We start from the raw sequence: 16,690 nt of genomic DNA on the forward strand, positions 1-16,690 counted from the left end.
TGAAACATGTTGCAAATCAAAGATCAATTAAAACAACTAAAACCGTATCAACCTGGGAAACCAATTGAAGAGGTCAAAAAAGAATATCAATTAGATAAAATTGTGAAATTGGCTTCAAATGAAAACCCTTTTGGATGTTCCACACATGCAAAAGAGGCCATACAAGCTGAGCTCGAACACTTAGCGATTTATCCAGATGGATACAGCGCAGAGTTAAGATCGGAGCTAGCTGCATTTCTTCAAGTAAATGAAAAACAATTAATTTTCGGGAATGGCTCAGATGAACTTGTGCAAATTATTGCTAGAGCATTCCTTGACCAACATACAAATACCGTTATCCCATCTCCATCTTTTCCGCAATATCGTCACAATGCAGTGATTGAACATGCAGAAATTCGTGAAGTGCCGCTTTTAGACGGAGGAGCTCATGATCTGAAGGGGATGCTGGCTGCGATTGATGAAAACACGAAGGTTGTTTGGGTATGTAATCCAAATAATCCGACGGGAAATCATTTGTCAGAATCTGAGCTCGTGTCATTTTTAGATCAAGTGCCAGCTCACGTGCTTGTCGTTCTAGATGAAGCGTATTTTGAATATGTTCGTGCGGAAGACTTTCCGGATAGTTTATCTTTATTAAACTCCTATCAAAATGTCATTGTGCTCCGAACGTTTTCTAAAGCATATGGACTGGCAGCACTTCGAGTAGGGTACGGGATTGCGTCAGAGGAACTGATTACTGCCATTGAACCAGCGAGAGAGCCATTTAATACAAGTCGTATCGCTCAGGCAGCTGCGCGTGCTGCTATAAAAGATCAAGACTTCATTCAATCGTGCAGACAAAAAAATGAAGCAGGTCTCAAGCAATATCAAGCATTTGCAGACCGCTTTGGGCTGTTTATCTATCCATCTCAAACAAACTTTGTGCTGATTGATTTTCAAAGAGATGCAGATGAACTGTTCAATGCCCTATTGAAAAAAGGCTATATTGTTCGTTCTGGTAAAGCACTCGGCTTTCCAACTTCTTTGCGTATTACTGTTGGAACGAAGGAGCAAAATGAAGAAATTTTAACTACACTCGCCAATTTATTAGAAGGCATTCGTGCGTAGCATAACAATGAAGTCATATCCTGTTTATAGGATATGGCTTTCGTTGTAGCTCATCCACTATACATATCAGCTATTGAAACGGCTTGTTTAATTTTCACGAAAAATCAGGTGATGAACATGAATGAAGCAAACGAAACCATATTAATCGCTGGACTTGGTTTAATTGGCGGTTCCATTGCACTGTCAATTAAAAAAGAGTTTCCTCATAAAAAAATTGTAGGCTATGATGTTGCTAAAGAGCAAATGGTTGCTGCAACAAAGCTTGGCATCATTGATGCAACAGCCGATTCATTTATGGAAGGTTTACATGAATCAGCAACCATTATTTTGGCAACGCCAGTTCAACAAACAATCAAAATGCTAAGTGATATTGCAGCATCTGGAATTGAAAGAGAGCTAACGATTACGGATGTGGGTAGCACAAAGCAGAAGGTTGTTAATTTTGCGGAAAAAACGTTGCCTGATCACTACCAATTTATTGGTGGACATCCAATGGCCGGTTCTCATAAATCAGGTGTCATTGCAGCGAAAGACTTCTTATTTGAAAATGCATTCTACATTTTAACGCCAGCAAAGGTAACAAGTCGTCAGGCTATTGATCGTTTGATGGAATTGCTGAAGGGAACGAATGCTCATTTTATAGAAATGACGCCGGAAGAACATGACGCCGTGACAAGTGTCATCAGTCACTTTCCGCATATAGTCGCTGCTAGTCTTGTGCATCAAGCGCACCATTTTGAAGAGCAATTTCCTCTTGTCAAACGGTTTGCAGCTGGTGGATTTCGGGATATTACCCGTATTGCATCAAGTAATCCTGCCATGTGGCGCGATATCCTTTTGCACAATAAAAACAAGATTTTAGACAGATTCCAGGAATGGAAAAAAGAGATTGAGCGCATCGAATCCTTTGTGAAGCAAGAAGACGCTGAGAGATTATTCTCTTATTTTCAAGATGCAAAGGAATATCGTGATGGCCTTCCTCTAAGAAAAAAAGGAGCGATCCCTGCTTTTTATGATCTTTATGTGGATGTTCCGGATCATCCTGGTGTTATTTCTGAAATTACAGGTTATCTAGCAAGTGAAAATATTAGTATTACGAATATCCGTATTATTGAAACACGAGAAGACATTAACGGGATTTTACGCATTAGTTTTCAAACAGATGACGATCGCAAGCGGGCAGAACTCTGTATAAAAAATAGAGCGAATTACGATACATTTTATGCTGACTGAGGTGACGAACATGAAAATTCATAAACATGCTCCTATGAACGGAGAAATTCATATTCCTGGCGACAAATCCATTTCTCATAGATCCGTGATGTTTGGTGCTATCGCTGATGGGACAACAGTAGTGAAAAACTTTCTTCCTGGAGCTGATTGTTTAAGTACGATTGATTGCTTTAGAAAGATGGGTGTAGACATCGAACAAAAAGGAACAGATGTTGTCATTCACGGCAAAGGACTGAAAGAGCTTAAAGAGCCGAGTGATATCCTTGATGTTGGTAATTCTGGCACCACCATTCGTTTAATGATGGGAATCTTAGCTGGCTGTGAGTTCCACAGTACGCTGATCGGTGACGAAAGTATTGCCAAACGACCAATGAAACGAGTAACAGGTCCGCTAAGACAATTAGGCGCCAAAATAGATGGCAGAGCAAATGGCGAGTATACACCACTTTCTATACGCGGGGGCAATCTAAAAGCCATCTCTTACAAGTCTCCGGTTGCAAGTGCGCAAATTAAGTCGGCTGTCCTTTTAGCTGGACTGCAAGCAGAAGGAACAACGACGTTAACTGAGCCCCATAAATCAAGAGATCATACCGAAAGAATGCTCTCAATGTTTGGTGTCTCGCTACATGAAGACGCACAAAGTGTCTCCATTGAAGGGGGACAAACATTAAAAGCGACAGATATATTTGTCCCAGGAGATATATCTTCAGCTGCCTTTTTCCTAGTAGCTGGATCTATCGTTCCAAACAGCCGGATTGTATTGAAAAATGTCGGCTTAAACAAAACAAGAACTGGCATTATAGATGTACTGAAGCAAATGGGTGCGAACCTGGACATTCATGAAGTGGATGCAAAAGGCGGAGAACCATACGGTGATTTAATCATCTCTACATCTTCCTTAAAAGGGATTGAAATTTCTGGTGATATCATCTCCAGACTCATCGACGAAATTCCTATTATTGCGCTTCTAGCTACTCAAGCAGAAGGAACAACGATCATTAAAGATGCGGCTGAGTTAAAAGTAAAAGAAACCAATCGAATTGATACCGTCGTTTCAGAACTTAAAAAACTAGGTGCTCATATTGAAGCAACTGATGATGGAATGAAGATTCATGGTAAAACCAGCCTTAAGGGCGGCGCAGTCGTCTCCAGCTACGGAGATCACCGAATTGGTATGATGTTAGGAATTGCTGCATGTATCACAGAGCAAGCAATTGAAATTGAAGATACAGATGCAGTGCGTGTATCTTATCCAAATTTCTTTGAACACATTGAATACTTAACGAAAACAGTCTGAGGATTTCCTCAGGCTTTTTCTTTCCTTTTGCATATTTGAAAGAATGATAGCATAGCTTGTCTCAAGGTGAAACCTTGAAAAAAAACGTTTTGTTGATTCAAACATGATTTTTTAGCGTTTACGGTTTACAAATCGTCAGTTTAGTAAAGTATTGATTGAAAAAGAGTCTTTAAAAGACAAAAATGGCTTCATGTGAAAAGAGCAACATATTTGCTGGATATGCAGCTGTCGATTATGATATGAAGTAACAACAGTTTAGGTTTTTGGAAACAGAAAGGAACGGTTTGATTTGAATAGTTCATTACAAGAAGCCATAAAATTAGTTGAGGCAGGTGAGACTGAAAAAGGACTCCAAACACTTGCACAAGCAGAGAAGCATCTACACGATGAAGAAAAGGCGCAGGCAGCTCAGTTATATTATGAGTGGGGAGATATTGACAAAGCGCGGAATCTCATCAGTGATTTACATGATTTATATCCAGAGGAAACTGGATTAACCTGTTTTTATGCAGAGCTACTCATTGACTCTGATGAAGAAGAGAAGGCAATTGCTGTACTTGAAACGATTCCTGAAGATGACGATGCGTATCCAGAGAGTTTATTGTTAATGGCGGATTTGTATCAAATGCAAGGGCTATTTGAAGTGAGTGAACAAAAGCTTTTAAAAGCGAAAGAATTATTACCTAATGAAGCCGTCATTGACTTCGCGTTAGGTGAATTGTACTTTTCTCAAGGTCTTTCAAAGAAAGCAGCCGATTATTTCTACAAAGTGGCCGATCAACAAAATGAGGTTGGCGGCGTCAATGTATATCAGCGTCTCGCTGAATCGTTAAGCACAGCTGGAGAATTTGAAGATGCGCTTGAATGGTATGAAAAGGCGGTAAAGGATCAAGCAGACCCAAATACACTCTTTGGCTACGGATTTACAGCAATGAGGGCTGGCAGAACGAAGACAGCTATTCAGCAGCTTTCAGTACTAAAAGAGATGGATCCATCTTATTCGTCACTTTATATGCCTTTAGCCAAAAGCTATGAGGAAGAAGGACTATATCATGAGGCGTTAGAGGCAGTAAAAGAAGGTATTAAAATGGATGAGTATAACAAAGAGTTATATTTATATGGGGCAAAGATTGCTTTGAAAAATGGCGATTCGGAAGATGCGAAAAAGCTGCTTCAAGAAGCACTCGCCCTTGATCCAGGATATATTGAAGCGGTTCAAACACTGCTAGCGATCTATTTAAATGAAGAGCTGTATGATGACATTCTCGATGTCATCAAAGAAGTTAAGAGTTTTGGAGAAGATGATCCAAAATGGAACTGGTATGCTGCTTCTGCTTCTGTTGGACGAGAGGAATACGAAGAAGCAGCTGAGTATTTCAAACTTGCTCTGCCTGATTTTGATGAGGACCGTGACTTTTTATACGAATACGCTTCGTTCCTTTTAGAAGAAGGCAGACAAAAAGAAGCCTTACCGTTATTACGTAAAGTTCTTCAAAAAGATGGCGTGAATGAAGAAATTCAAGAAACAATTTTAAGAATTGAAGACGAAATTTCCTTATAGTTTGCAGGAATGAAGAACTGGTTTGTTGAATAATTCAGGTATAGCAATTTAATTTACGATAGAGGAGGGAATAACATGCAGACCCCTGTTTCTGTCAATGAAAAAAAGGAATTTATCCGGTGGTTCTTAAACCATTATCAGTTAAAGCGAAGAGAATGTGTTTGGATATTAAATTATTTAATGAGTCACGACTCTTTGATGGAAAAGGTTCATTTTGTAGAGCAAGCAGAATTTTGCCCAAGGGGAATTATTATGTCAACACACTGTGTGGATGAAGTTCCCTTTAGATTTTATAAAGAAAACATCATGACGACAGATGCTGAAAAATCATTTCATGATATTCGTTTGAATAAACAGCAAGATTTGTTTATTCAGTTGAATTTCCGCTCCGCTTATCGTTCGCCGGAATATGCAGCCGTTCTAGAAACAAATCCTCATATTCCTAAAGATCTTTATGAAAATGAAAAAGATAAGGATCTTGCTGAGAAAGTATTAGAGCACTCTATCGCTACTTTCCAAAAAGAACGGCTTATGAAAGAAATAGATGAAGCGCTTGACCGTCATGATCAAGAAACGTTTAATAAGTTAGCCAAAGAATTAAGCCTATTATCATAAAGTCAGCCAATAAGCCTTGCCCTATTCAGGCAGGGCTTATGTGATGAAAGAGGGGAACTAGATGAAGTTTCAGGCGGAGGACGCGGAACGCTTTTTACAATCTAAAGATTACATTGATACCGCTATCATTCCATTAATTAGGATCAGTGCAAACCAAATTAAACAAACCGCATCTTTAGGGGAGTTTACAATTCTAGTGGCAGAGGATCTTGAAAGGCAGCTAAAAGGCAGAGTGTTTCTTTTTCCTCCACATACATATTTAGAAGTCAATGATCGTAAACAAGACGACATACTTGCAGTGAAACAATCATTACAAGAACATTTTCAGCATGTCGTATTTATCACTTCCGATCATCAGTGGAAAGAGCAGTTAGAAGTGAATGAGTCGCTATTTTTGCTGCACCCGGTTCCATTGGAGCATTTAAAGGTCGAATTAAAACAAAAAGTCATTCAAGACAGTGTAGAACAAATTTTGAACTTTTTGTTACAAAAATGGAACCCTTCATAAAAACCCTTACATTTGCATTGTACATAGCTTTTTAGGCTGTTGACCTTGTGAATAGATTGATATATTATGAGGGTGTCCTAGTTTTATGAAATTTTTTCTAATTCAGTTATAAAGTAGCTGACGACCTGAGGGGGGGAGAAAAAAATGAGCGAGAAGAGACATGGAGTGTCCAGGCGTCAATTTTTGAATTACACGTTGACCGGCGTGGGGGGATTTATGGCCGCTGGAATGCTCATGCCTATGGTTCGCTTTGCGCTTGACCCTGTGCTAAAAGGAACAGAGGATCAGGATATGGTTCAAGTTGTCAGTGTGGATGAATTGACAAAGGAACCGAAGCGCTTTGACTTTAAAATTGACCAAGTAGATGCATGGTATGAGTCAAAGGAATCTAGGTCAGCATGGGTGTACAAAGAAGGGGATGAAATTGTCGCTTTATCGCCAATCTGTAAACATTTAGGATGTACAGTGAACTGGAACAGTGATCCGAAAAATCCAAACAAATTTTTCTGCCCGTGTCACTATGGGCTGTACGACAAGGATGGTACAAACGTACCCGGAACTCCGCCGCTTGCGCCGCTTGACCATTATAAGCAGCAAGTGAAGGACGGATACCTCTATCTTGGAAAAGCTGTGCCGAAAGGGGAAGGGTAACGATGCTTAACAAGATTTATGATTGGGTAGATGAGCGGCTAGACATTACACCGATATGGAGAGATATTGCGGATCATGAAGTGCCGGAGCACGTCAATCCAGCGCATCATTTCTCTGCTTTTGTGTATTGTTTTGGCGGTTTAACGTTTTTTGTGACTGTCATTCAAGTCCTTTCGGGCATGTTTTTAACGATGTATTATGTGCCGGATATTAAAAACGCATGGGAATCTGTCTATTATTTGCAAAATGAAGTCGCATTTGGACAGATTGTCAGAGGGATGCACCACTGGGGTGCGAGTCTAGTAATCGTGATGATGTTTTTACATACGCTACGGGTCTTTTTCCAAGGGGCGTATAAGAAGCCGAGAGAGCTAAACTGGATTGTAGGTGTGCTCATTTTCTTTGTGATGCTTGGACTTGGTTTTACAGGGTATCTTTTACCATGGGATATGAAGGCGCTGTTTGCGACGAAGGTTGGTCTTCAAATTGCAGAGGCGACACCTTTCATTGGAAAAGAGATTAAAACGCTGCTTGCAGGTCATCCTGACATTGTAGGAGCACAAACGCTGACGAGATTTTTCGCTATCCATGTCTTTTTCTTGCCAGCGGCATTATTTGGGCTGATGGCTGCCCACTTTATTATGATTCGTAAGCAAGGAATTTCTGGACCGCTGTAAAATTTTGCGTTTGATGAATGTTCAATGAGGAGGGGATGACTTTGCATAGGGGAAAAGGGATGAAGTTTGTCGGAGATTCCAGAATACCGGCAGAAAGAAAACCTAACATACCTAAAGACTATTCCGAATATCCGGGAAAAACAGAAGCCTTTTGGCCGAACTTTCTTTTAAAGGAATGGCTTGTAGGTGCCGTTTTTTTAATTGGATTTCTTGTCCTGACTGTTGTTCATGCACCTCCGCTTGAGCGGATGGCTGATCCAACAGATACGGGCTATATTCCGCTGCCAGACTGGTATTTCCTATTTTTGTACCAGTTGTTGAAATATGAATTTGCTGCAGGAAGCTATACGGTTGTGGGCGCGATGATTATGCCTGGAATTGCGTTTGGTGCTCTTTTACTCGCACCATTTCTCGATTCTGGTCCTGAACGTAGACCATATAGAAGACCGATTGCAGTCGGTATGATGATTCTTGCCGTTGGTGCAGCAACATATTTAACGTGGGAATCTGTTGCTACTCATGATTGGGAAGCAGCAGCGAAGCAAGGTGAAATTAAGAAAGAAGCAGAAATTGACACCTCAGCCGAAGAGTATAAAATTTATCAAGAGCAGACATGTATCTCCTGTCACGGGGATAATATGCAAGGCGGTGCAGCTGGGCCGTCACTTGTTGACAATGGCTTAACACCTGAACAAATAGCGAAAATCGCTGTAGAAGGAAAAGGAAACATGCCTAAGGGCATCTTCAAAGGCAGTGATGAAGAACTTGAAAAACTCTCGAAATATTTATCTGAGGTCAAATCTAAATAATTCAGTTGTTTAAATGCAAGTACAAGGATATACTCAAAGGAGAAAAAAGCTGGCGCTGTCAGCTTTTTTCTGATTTTAACAGATCGTGAGTGAAGAGAAATATGAGATGGATTCAATATCTGCTAGCCACACGCTACATGCTTGTGCTGGTGCTCATTGTCAATTTTCTTGGCACTGTGTACGGCTATTACTGGTATATTCCGCAGCTTGTAGAGACGCCGGCTATCTTTTTACCTTTTGTTCCAGACAGCCCAACGGCAAGCTTTTTCTTTTTATTTGTATTACTAGCTTTTCTGATGAAACGTCACGCTCCTTATTTTGAAGCCCTTGCCCTTGTCACCTTGATCAAATATGGGTTATGGGCCGTAGGGATGAATATCTTCGTGCTGGTTTCTGTTGAAGATTTTCCGTGGGAAGGGTATATGCTGATTGGTTCACACTTTGCCATGGCGGTTCAGGCTGTATTATTTGCCCCATATTACCGCTTTCAAATGCGCCACTTGGTTGTCGCTGGTATATGGATTTTACATAATGATGTGATTGATTATGTATTTGGTATGATGCCGCGTTATTCTATGCTTTCTGCGTATTCGAATGAGATTGGCTATGTCACATTTTGGTTAAGTATCGCTGTTCTTCTCGTTTCGTATTATCTGGTCATTTCCAAAAAATCGGACAAGCTTGAACTCCCTTAACAATGTTGGTCTAACCTTGTCCTTTTCTTCATACGCTGTATGGAGAAGGGCTAGGAGGGACTTGCATGAAACGAAAGCCAATTGCGATGATTCTATTATTTTTTCTCGTCTTACATCCAGCTGCTGCGGAAGGTGAGGAAACAACCGCTAAAGCGCTGCAAGAATTGACGGAACTATCAGATTCAATCTTTCAATTAACGAGACAAGCTAAATATGATGAGGCGCTACAAGTCGCATTGTATGTTGAAAAGACATTTAAAGCTGAGAATTGGCGTGGAACTCTGACGAATACGCAGGTCCGGCAAATTACACTTGGCTATCAAGATATCATTAAAGGACTCCCGCAGGAAGACTTAAATGAACGCGAAAAACTTCGATATGCCTCTCAGTTTAGAATGCTGATCGATGCGATTCAATCTAGTTCAGAGCCTCTTTGGGGTTCGTTAGAGAAGCCGATTATGGGGTCATTTCCTGCATTGAAGAAGGAAGTGAAAGATCCAGAATCAACGGCGTTCTATGAAACTTGGAATGAGCTGGTTTCTTTATACGATATGATTTATCCGAGTTTAACCATTGATATTTCGCCTGAAAGGCTTCACACGATTAAGCAGCACATGGACGTGATTGAGCAAGGTGAATTTTTAAAAGCTTCGAGTGGGACAAAGCTTGAGCGTCTTACCAAGCTGGAAGAGGATTTATCAAGTGTGTTCGCTCATGTCGATCAAGATGAAGCCGATCCATCGCTTTTTTGGGTCATCTTAACAACAGGGAGTATCATTTTATTCACTTTAACGTATGTTGGGTTTCGTAAATACCGTGCTGAAAAAGAGAAGAAGCAAAAGCGGCAAGCTGATTACCCGAAGTCATAAAAAAAAGAAGCACTGCTTTTGTGCTTCTTTTTTTAATGGGGATTGAGCGGCTTTTTATGTTCATCTAATGTAAATCCTTCACCGAGTACATCATGAACGTCACTCACTGATACAAATGCATGAGGGTCAACGGACGTGACAACACTTTTGAGATGGGCAAGCTCATTTTTTGGAACGACACAGTAAAGGACATTGCGTTCTTGTTTCGTATAGGAGCCGACACCTTTTAGAATCGTCACACCGCGCTCCATTTCTTCAGTGATTTTCTTTTGAATAATGTCATCCTTTTCAGAAATAATCATTGCTCCTTTGGCAGCGTAAGCGCCTTCTTGCATGAAGTCGATCACTTTCGCAGCAACAAATACGGCGACAAGTGTATACATGGCTTCTTTGTAATTTAAATAGGTAAGAGAGATGGTAATGACGCACGCGTCGAAAATAAACATCGTTCTTCCCATTGCTACTTGATAATGCTTGTTGATCAGTCTGGCAATAATGTCCACGCCGCCTGTTGTACCGCCGAATTTAAAGATAATTCCGAGGCCTGTTCCGATAAACACACCTGCAAAGAGGGCGGCTAAGGCTAAATCGTGCTGAAGAGGCATATGTATTTGAAAGCGCTGGAAGATAGCCAGAAAGACTGAAAGACTAACTGTTCCTACAATTGTATAAGTAAACATCGTTCTGCCAAGCATTTTCCAGCCGATAAAAAAGATCGGAATGTTTAAGACAAGGTTTGAAATAGACGGGTCAATGTGAAATAGAAAATATAAAAGCAGTGTAATACCTGTAAATCCGCCTTCCGCCAAGTTGTTTTGCATATTAAAATGAACAAGACCGAAAGAAAAAATCGCAGATCCTATCAAAATAAAGACGATATTTTTAAGACGAATTTCTTTTAGCAAAAGATCACTCCTTTTTTTGCTTAGACAGCGATAATATTATATGGTATGGGAGAGAAACAAGCAAACTGAGTTTTAAACATTTGTCAAATATTTATGATTTCGCTAACATGTAAGAGATGGATAGGAGGATGAGCTTCATGACGAATGAAAAAACGCTGCGTCACGTGCAGCAAGAAGTAGATGATTACATAGGACAATTTAAAGAAGGTTATTTTAGCCCGCTTGCCATGATGGCCCGTCTGACAGAAGAATTAGGTGAGCTGGCAAGAGAGGTTAACCATTATTATGGAGAAAAGACGAAAAAAACAACCGAAACGGAAAAAAGCATGGAGGAAGAAATTGGTGATGTGTTGTTTGTATTAACATGCCTTGCCAATTCACTCAATATTTCACTTGAAGAAGCTCATGATCGTGTGATGCATAAATTCAATACAAGAGACAAAGACCGCTGGACGAAAAAAGAAGGGAAGTAGAGACGATGACGAATCAAACCATCAAAGTAGTAATCGCTGGAGCAAGAGGAAGAATGGGGATAGAGGCTGTCAAGTTGGTAGAAGAAACAAGCCATTTTGAGCTGGTGGCAGCACTTGATCATACACACGAGGGAAAAACATTATCTGATGTCATTCATACAACATCTGATGCACCCATTTATACGGATATTGATGTGTGTCTTTCAGAGACAGCACCTGATGTACTAATTGATCTGACAACACCAGAAATTGGGAAAGTGCATACGAAAAAAGCACTTGAACATGGTGTACGTCCAGTCGTAGGGACAACTGGTTTTTCAGAGGCTGACCTAAAAGAGCTTCAGCAATTAACAGAAGAAAAGGGCATAGGATGCATCATTGCCCCTAACTTTGCTGTCGGTGCAGTTTTAATGATGAAGTTTGCCAAAATGGCAGCGAATTACTTTCCTGATGTTGAGATCATTGAGCTTCATCATGATAAAAAACTGGACGCTCCAAGCGGTACGGGCTTAAAAACAGCTGAAATGATTGCAGAAGTAAGAGAAAGCAAAAAGCAGGGACATCCTGAAGAAAAAGAATTAATCGAAGGTGCACGTGGAGCAGATTACGATGGCATTCGCTTGCATAGCGTACGGCTTCCAGGCATGATTGCACATCAAGAAGTGCTGTTTGGAATGGACGGACAGACTTTGACCATTCGTCATGATTCTTATAATCGTGCATCATTTATGTCAGGTGTGAAGCTGTCGGTGGAACAAGTAATGCATATTGATCAACTCGTCTATGGTTTAGAAAACATCATCGACTAATATAAGGAGTGGATTCCTGATGAACATTGCTTTAATCGCTCATGATAAGAAAAAAAGTGACATGATTCAATTTGCCATTGCGTACCGAGATATTTTGGCAGATCATACACTTTATGCAACAGGAACAACAGGTTTAAGAGTGAAAGAAGCGACAGGGCTTCCCATTCATCGTTTTCAATCAGGACCACTTGGAGGAGATCAGCAGATTGGTGCTTTGATTGCTGATAATGCAATGGATCTTGTGCTCTTTTTTAGAGACCCGTTAACCGCACAGCCGCATGAACCTGATGTATCTGCACTCATCCGGCTTTGCGATGTGTATGCCATACCACTTGCAACCAATATGGGGACTGCTGAAATTTTAGTCAGGAACTTAAATAAAGGGACGTTTGATTTTCGAGAAGTAGCAAAAAACGGAGGAACAAATGAAACCACTTGATATCCTTGCATTCGGTGCCCATAGCGACGATGTAGAGATCGGAATGGGCGGTACGCTTGCAAAATACGTAAAAAAAGGGGCGCGTGTCGGGATCTGTGATTTGACTCAGGCTGAATTATCTTCAAATGGAACGGTTGAGAGCCGTAAAGAAGAGGCGAAAGCAGCCGCCGCTGTTTTAGGCGTCAAAACTCGAATCCAGCTCACGCTGCCAGATAGAGGACTTTATATCAATGACGAAGCGATAAAGGAAATTGCAGGTGTCATTCGAACATACAAACCAAAACTTATTTTTGCCCCGCACCACCAAGATCGACATCCTGATCATGGTCATGCGGGTTCACTTGTAGAAGAGGCGGCTTTTTCTGCAGGTATACATAAATTTGAAGATTCATACAAGCAGCCGGCGCATAAAATAAGCCAGATGTATTATTACATGATTAACGGTCATCATCGTCCAGATTTTGTGATTGATATTTCAGACGAGATGGATCAAAAAATGGAGAGTTTACATGCGTATCAAAGCCAATTTGTGAAATCGGCAAATTCGGTGGAGACACCGCTTGTAAATGGTTATATTGATTTTGTCAAAATGAGAGAGTCGATGTATGGAAGGGAAGTCAATAAAGCTTTTGCAGAAGGGTTTCTGACAAAGAAACCACTTCTGATGGATGATGACTTACTTGGGGGGTAATTATGAAAAAATTGAAGGTCGGAATCACTTGTTATCCGAGTGTCGGTGGTTCGGGTATTATTGCCACAGAGCTTGGAAAACGTTTAGCTGAAAAAGGGCACGATGTTCATTTCATTACCTCAAGTATTCCGTTTAGACTCAATAAAGTGTATCCGAATATTTATTTTCATGAAGTAGATGTCAATCAATATGCTGTGTTTCAATATCCGCCTTATGACCTTGCACTAGCAAGTAAACTCGCAGAAGTAGCAAAACGAGAGAAGCTAGATATTATTCATGCGCATTATGCAGTCCCGCATGCTGTCTGTGCGTTTTTGGCCAAGCAAATGACTGGACACTCTGTGAAAGTCGTGACCACGCTTCACGGGACGGATATTACGGTTTTAGGCTATGATCCATCATTAAAGGAAGTCATCCGGTTTGCCATCGAATCATCTGATCGCGTAACGGCGGTGTCGCATTCATTAGCCGCTCAAACGTATGATCTGATTAAACCGGATCAAAAAATTGATACGATCCATAATTTCGTCGATGAGCGCGTGTATTTACGTGAAGATCATGAAGTGCTGAAGAAACATTATGGGCTGTTACAGGATGAAAAGGTCGTGATCCATGTATCGAATTTCCGCAAGGTGAAGCGAGTGCAAGATGTCATCCAAGTGTTTAAAAAGATGTCTGAACAGGTGGATGCAAAACTGCTTCTTATTGGGGACGGTCCTGAAAAATCGGTTGTATGCGAACTTGTGAAAAAACTGGGACTTACGGACCGTGTGTTATTTTTAGGAAAGCAAGAGAAGGTGGAGGAGCTTTATTCGATTAGTGATTTGAAGCTGCTGCTTTCTGAGAAAGAAAGCTTCGGCCTTGTGCTGCTTGAAGCAATGGCGTGCGGAGTACCTTGTATTGGGACAGATGTTGGCGGAATCCCAGAGGTCATTACACATGGAGAGACAGGATTTCTTGTCCCGCTTGGCGATGTAGATAGAGCAGCAGCATATGCAATCTCTTTACTCAAAGACAAATCGCTCCATGAGCAAGTGTCGATGGCAGCCAAGTCTAGTGTTGAGGCTCATTTCTCTTCTGAAAAAATTGTGAGAGAGTACGAAGATCTTTACTTAGAATTGATCGAAGGTGATGATGAAGATGAATGAACCATTCACACATGCGCTCCCTATTTTACATACGCTGCACGAACATGGGTATCAGGCTTATTTTGTCGGCGGTGCGGTGAGAGATGTCCTGTTAGGCAGGGAAATTGGGGATATCGACATTGCGACAGATGCCACGCCTGATACAGTAGAGTCTTTATTTGATAAAACAGTGGATGTAGGCAAAGCGCATGGCACTGTCATTGTTTTACTTGATGGGATCAGCTATGAGGTCACGACGTTTCGAAGTGAATCTGAATATGAAGACTTTCGCCGGCCTAAAGAAGTGACGTTTATCTCCTCGCTCAAAGAAGATCTTTTAAGAAGAGATTTAACGATAAATGCAATGGCCATGGATATTCATGGTGACATCATTGACCATGTAGGCGGTAAACAGGATATCGAGCGGAAATGGATCCAAACGGTTGGCGATCCTGCATGCCGATTTCAAGAGGATGCGCTTCGCATGATGAGAGCTGTACGTTTTTTAAGCGAGCTCGGGTTTGAGCTTTCTCCTAAGACGGAGGCAGCCATGAAAAAAGATAAGCACCTGCTTGCCAACATTTCTGTTGAGCGCAAAAAGATTGAAATGGAAAAGCTTTTAAAAGGCCGCTACTGCGAAAAAGCCATTCAGGTCCTCATATCAACACAATTGTATGAAGAATTGCCAGGCCTTGAAACGTATGGGTTTAATGAATCCTTGCAAGCCTTCCCTTATTATTTACTGGATGGATTAGAGGAGGTATGGGGGGCCTTTATCCATTTGCTTGGTCTTGATGAGGCGGAGGCAGTGTCTTTCTTAAAAGAATGGAAGCTGTCAACGAAAGTTCTAAAAGAAGCAGTGGCCATTAGCAAATATGTCGATTGTAACTGGGATGAGGAGAAGATGTTTGAAGCTGGTGAACATGTGCTGCTATCTAGCCTGAAAATCACGCAGCTCAAACATGAGCGCCGCATTTTCTTTGACGAGCTGGAAGCGGCGAAGCATTCATATGATGCGCTGCCGATTAAAAAGCTTCAAGACCTTGCAGTGTCAGGAAAAGATTTAATGGCCTTTCGGCAAAAGCCATCAGGTAAATGGATTGCAGAAGAGCTTGCTTGTGTAAAAAAAGCGGTTTTGCAAAACCAGTTGGAAAACCGAAAAGAAGCCATAGAGGAGTGGCTTATAGCATGCGATCAGCGATTAGAAAACGATTAATTGAACTATTTACAGCATCTGAGCAAGACTTTGTCTCAAGTCAGCAAATATGTGATGAGCTTGGCTGCTCTCGAACGGCTGTCTGGAAGCACATAGAGGATTTGCGAAAAGAAGGGTATGAGGTAGAAGCTGTCAGAAGAAAAGGATACCGCCTGCTTCGGAAACCAGACAAAATTAGTGAGGACGAAATTCTTTTTGGTCTGGAAACAGAGGTGTTTGGCAGATATATTTACTTTCAAGAAGAAGTTGCCTCAACTCAGCTGATCGCCCATGACCTCGTCAATGAAGGAGCGCCCCACGGCTCGCTTGTTGTCAGTGATCATCAGACAAACGGAAAAGGACGCCTTCAACGAGCGTGGTATTCACCAAATGGGACAGGCATTTGGATGAGTCTGATTCTAAGGCCTGAAATTCCATTACATAAAGCGCCGCAGATGACGCTTTTGGCATCTGTAGCGATTGCAGAAGCCATCGCACAAGAAACAGGACTCAGCCCATCTATTAAATGGCCAAACGATATTTTATTAAACGGCAAAAAGGTCGTGGGCATTTTGACTGAATTAAAAGCAGAAGCTGATCAGGTTCATGCGGTCATTATTGGTCCAGGTATAAATGTGAACCAGACGGCAGAGGATTTTCCTGATGAACTAAAGGGGATCGCTACGAGTTTGAGAATGGAACTAGATAAAAAGGTAGACAGAGCGGCACTCATTCAAACCATCATGTCCACCTTTGAAAAAAGGTATGACGAATATAGAAAACATGGATTTGCTCCGATCAAGCAATTATGGGAATCGTTTGCGGTGACCATCGGTAAACGTATTGTCGCCCGCACTTTTCATGAGCAATATATTGGAACGGCGCTTGGAATCAATGATGAAGGTATTCTACTCCTTGAAACGGAGGATGGAATCCAAAAAATCTATTCCGCAGACATCGAGATCAAATCAACTTAAGTGGAACACCCGGCACATTTTTGATATACTTCGTGTGGACAGTATCTGAAAA

At 41.2% G+C, this 16,690-nt stretch carries 19 protein-coding genes; 18 read left to right on the top strand and 1 reads right to left on the bottom strand.

Annotation, left to right across the window (positions count from 1 at the left end):
- The first annotated feature begins 9 nt into the window (after positions 1-9).
- From hisC to ypjB, 11 genes are all read left to right on the top strand, one after another.
- On the top strand, positions 10-1,107 hold the full coding sequence (gene hisC / locus GPA07_RS09560; protein WP_034738567.1) for a histidinol-phosphate transaminase: 1,098 nt from the start codon (positions 10-12) through the stop codon (positions 1,105-1,107).
- Positions 1,108-1,224: 117 nt separating this feature from the next.
- The gene (locus GPA07_RS09565; RefSeq protein WP_071169010.1) at positions 1,225-2,340 is read left to right on the top strand and encodes a prephenate dehydrogenase; all 1,116 of its coding nucleotides are present in this window, start codon (positions 1,225-1,227) and stop codon (positions 2,338-2,340) included.
- 10 nt (positions 2,341-2,350) lie between these two features.
- On the top strand, positions 2,351-3,637 hold the full coding sequence (gene aroA / locus GPA07_RS09570) for a 3-phosphoshikimate 1-carboxyvinyltransferase (protein WP_008356765.1): 1,287 nt from the start codon (positions 2,351-2,353) through the stop codon (positions 3,635-3,637).
- 289 nt (positions 3,638-3,926) lie between these two features.
- A complete protein-coding gene (locus GPA07_RS09575; protein ID WP_157292448.1) occupies positions 3,927-5,198 on the top strand; it encodes a tetratricopeptide repeat protein in 1,272 nt (423 codons plus the stop codon).
- A gap of 75 nt (positions 5,199-5,273) precedes the next feature.
- Positions 5,274-5,813, top strand: coding sequence for a ReoY family proteolytic degradation factor (locus GPA07_RS09580; protein ID WP_008344562.1), 540 nt, complete (start codon positions 5,274-5,276; stop codon positions 5,811-5,813).
- Positions 5,814-5,874: 61 nt separating this feature from the next.
- Positions 5,875-6,321 (top strand): YpiF family protein, encoded by a 447-nt coding sequence (locus GPA07_RS09585; RefSeq protein WP_008356769.1) that lies wholly within the window; start codon positions 5,875-5,877, stop codon positions 6,319-6,321.
- Positions 6,322-6,465: 144 nt separating this feature from the next.
- A complete protein-coding gene (locus GPA07_RS09590; RefSeq protein WP_007500911.1) occupies positions 6,466-6,972 on the top strand; it encodes a ubiquinol-cytochrome c reductase iron-sulfur subunit in 507 nt (168 codons plus the stop codon).
- 2 nt (positions 6,973-6,974) lie between these two features.
- A complete protein-coding gene (gene qcrB / locus GPA07_RS09595; protein ID WP_003215804.1) occupies positions 6,975-7,649 on the top strand; it encodes a menaquinol-cytochrome c reductase cytochrome b subunit in 675 nt (224 codons plus the stop codon).
- A 41-nt stretch (positions 7,650-7,690) separates the two neighbouring features.
- Positions 7,691-8,458 carry a menaquinol-cytochrome c reductase cytochrome b/c subunit gene (locus GPA07_RS09600; RefSeq protein ID WP_008356771.1) on the top strand — a complete coding sequence of 256 codons (768 nt, stop codon included), beginning with the start codon at positions 7,691-7,693 and terminating at the stop codon, positions 8,456-8,458.
- A 101-nt stretch (positions 8,459-8,559) separates the two neighbouring features.
- Positions 8,560-9,153 carry a lipoprotein heptaprenylglyceryl N-acetyltransferase LhaT gene (locus tag GPA07_RS09605; RefSeq protein ID WP_157292449.1) on the top strand — a complete coding sequence of 198 codons (594 nt, stop codon included), beginning with the start codon at positions 8,560-8,562 and terminating at the stop codon, positions 9,151-9,153.
- Between the two features lie 65 nt (positions 9,154-9,218).
- Positions 9,219-10,022 carry a sporulation protein YpjB gene (gene ypjB / locus GPA07_RS09610; RefSeq protein WP_008356775.1) on the top strand — a complete coding sequence of 268 codons (804 nt, stop codon included), beginning with the start codon at positions 9,219-9,221 and terminating at the stop codon, positions 10,020-10,022.
- Between the two features lie 32 nt (positions 10,023-10,054).
- On the opposite strand, the gene GPA07_RS09615 is transcribed toward ypjB, so the two are convergent.
- Entirely contained in the window at positions 10,055-10,927 is an 873-nt protein-coding gene (locus tag GPA07_RS09615; protein ID WP_008356777.1) for a YitT family protein, read from the bottom strand.
- Between the two features lie 137 nt (positions 10,928-11,064).
- Between GPA07_RS09615 and GPA07_RS09620 the strand changes: the two genes are divergently transcribed.
- The 7 genes from GPA07_RS09620 to GPA07_RS09650 are packed head-to-tail and all read left to right on the top strand — an operon-like array spanning position 11,065 to position 16,638.
- Positions 11,065-11,400, top strand: coding sequence for a nucleotide pyrophosphohydrolase (locus GPA07_RS09620; RefSeq protein ID WP_157292450.1), 336 nt, complete (start codon positions 11,065-11,067; stop codon positions 11,398-11,400).
- A 5-nt stretch (positions 11,401-11,405) separates the two neighbouring features.
- Positions 11,406-12,209 (top strand): 4-hydroxy-tetrahydrodipicolinate reductase, encoded by an 804-nt coding sequence (gene dapB / locus GPA07_RS09625; protein WP_071169012.1) that lies wholly within the window; start codon positions 11,406-11,408, stop codon positions 12,207-12,209.
- A gap of 19 nt (positions 12,210-12,228) precedes the next feature.
- A complete protein-coding gene (gene mgsA, locus GPA07_RS09630) occupies positions 12,229-12,648 on the top strand; it encodes a methylglyoxal synthase (RefSeq protein ID WP_008356781.1) in 420 nt (139 codons plus the stop codon).
- Positions 12,635-13,339 carry a bacillithiol biosynthesis deacetylase BshB1 gene (gene bshB1 / locus GPA07_RS09635; RefSeq protein WP_008356782.1) on the top strand — a complete coding sequence of 235 codons (705 nt, stop codon included), beginning with the start codon at positions 12,635-12,637 and terminating at the stop codon, positions 13,337-13,339. The genes mgsA and bshB1 overlap by 14 nt, the downstream gene beginning before the upstream one ends.
- A gap of 2 nt (positions 13,340-13,341) precedes the next feature.
- Positions 13,342-14,487 (top strand): N-acetyl-alpha-D-glucosaminyl L-malate synthase BshA, encoded by a 1,146-nt coding sequence (gene bshA / locus GPA07_RS09640; protein ID WP_008356785.1) that lies wholly within the window; start codon positions 13,342-13,344, stop codon positions 14,485-14,487.
- Positions 14,480-15,682, top strand: coding sequence for a CCA tRNA nucleotidyltransferase (locus GPA07_RS09645; protein WP_157292451.1), 1,203 nt, complete (start codon positions 14,480-14,482; stop codon positions 15,680-15,682). Before bshA ends, GPA07_RS09645 begins: the two co-directional genes overlap by 8 nt.
- Positions 15,655-16,638, top strand: coding sequence for a biotin--[acetyl-CoA-carboxylase] ligase (locus GPA07_RS09650; protein ID WP_157292452.1), 984 nt, complete (start codon positions 15,655-15,657; stop codon positions 16,636-16,638). Before GPA07_RS09645 ends, GPA07_RS09650 begins: the two co-directional genes overlap by 28 nt.
- The last annotated feature ends 52 nt before the right edge of the window (positions 16,639-16,690 follow it).

This window comes from Bacillus sp. ms-22, assembly GCF_009759805.1.
GTDB classification, from domain to species: Bacteria; Bacillota; Bacilli; order Bacillales; family Bacillaceae; genus Bacillus; species Bacillus xiamenensis.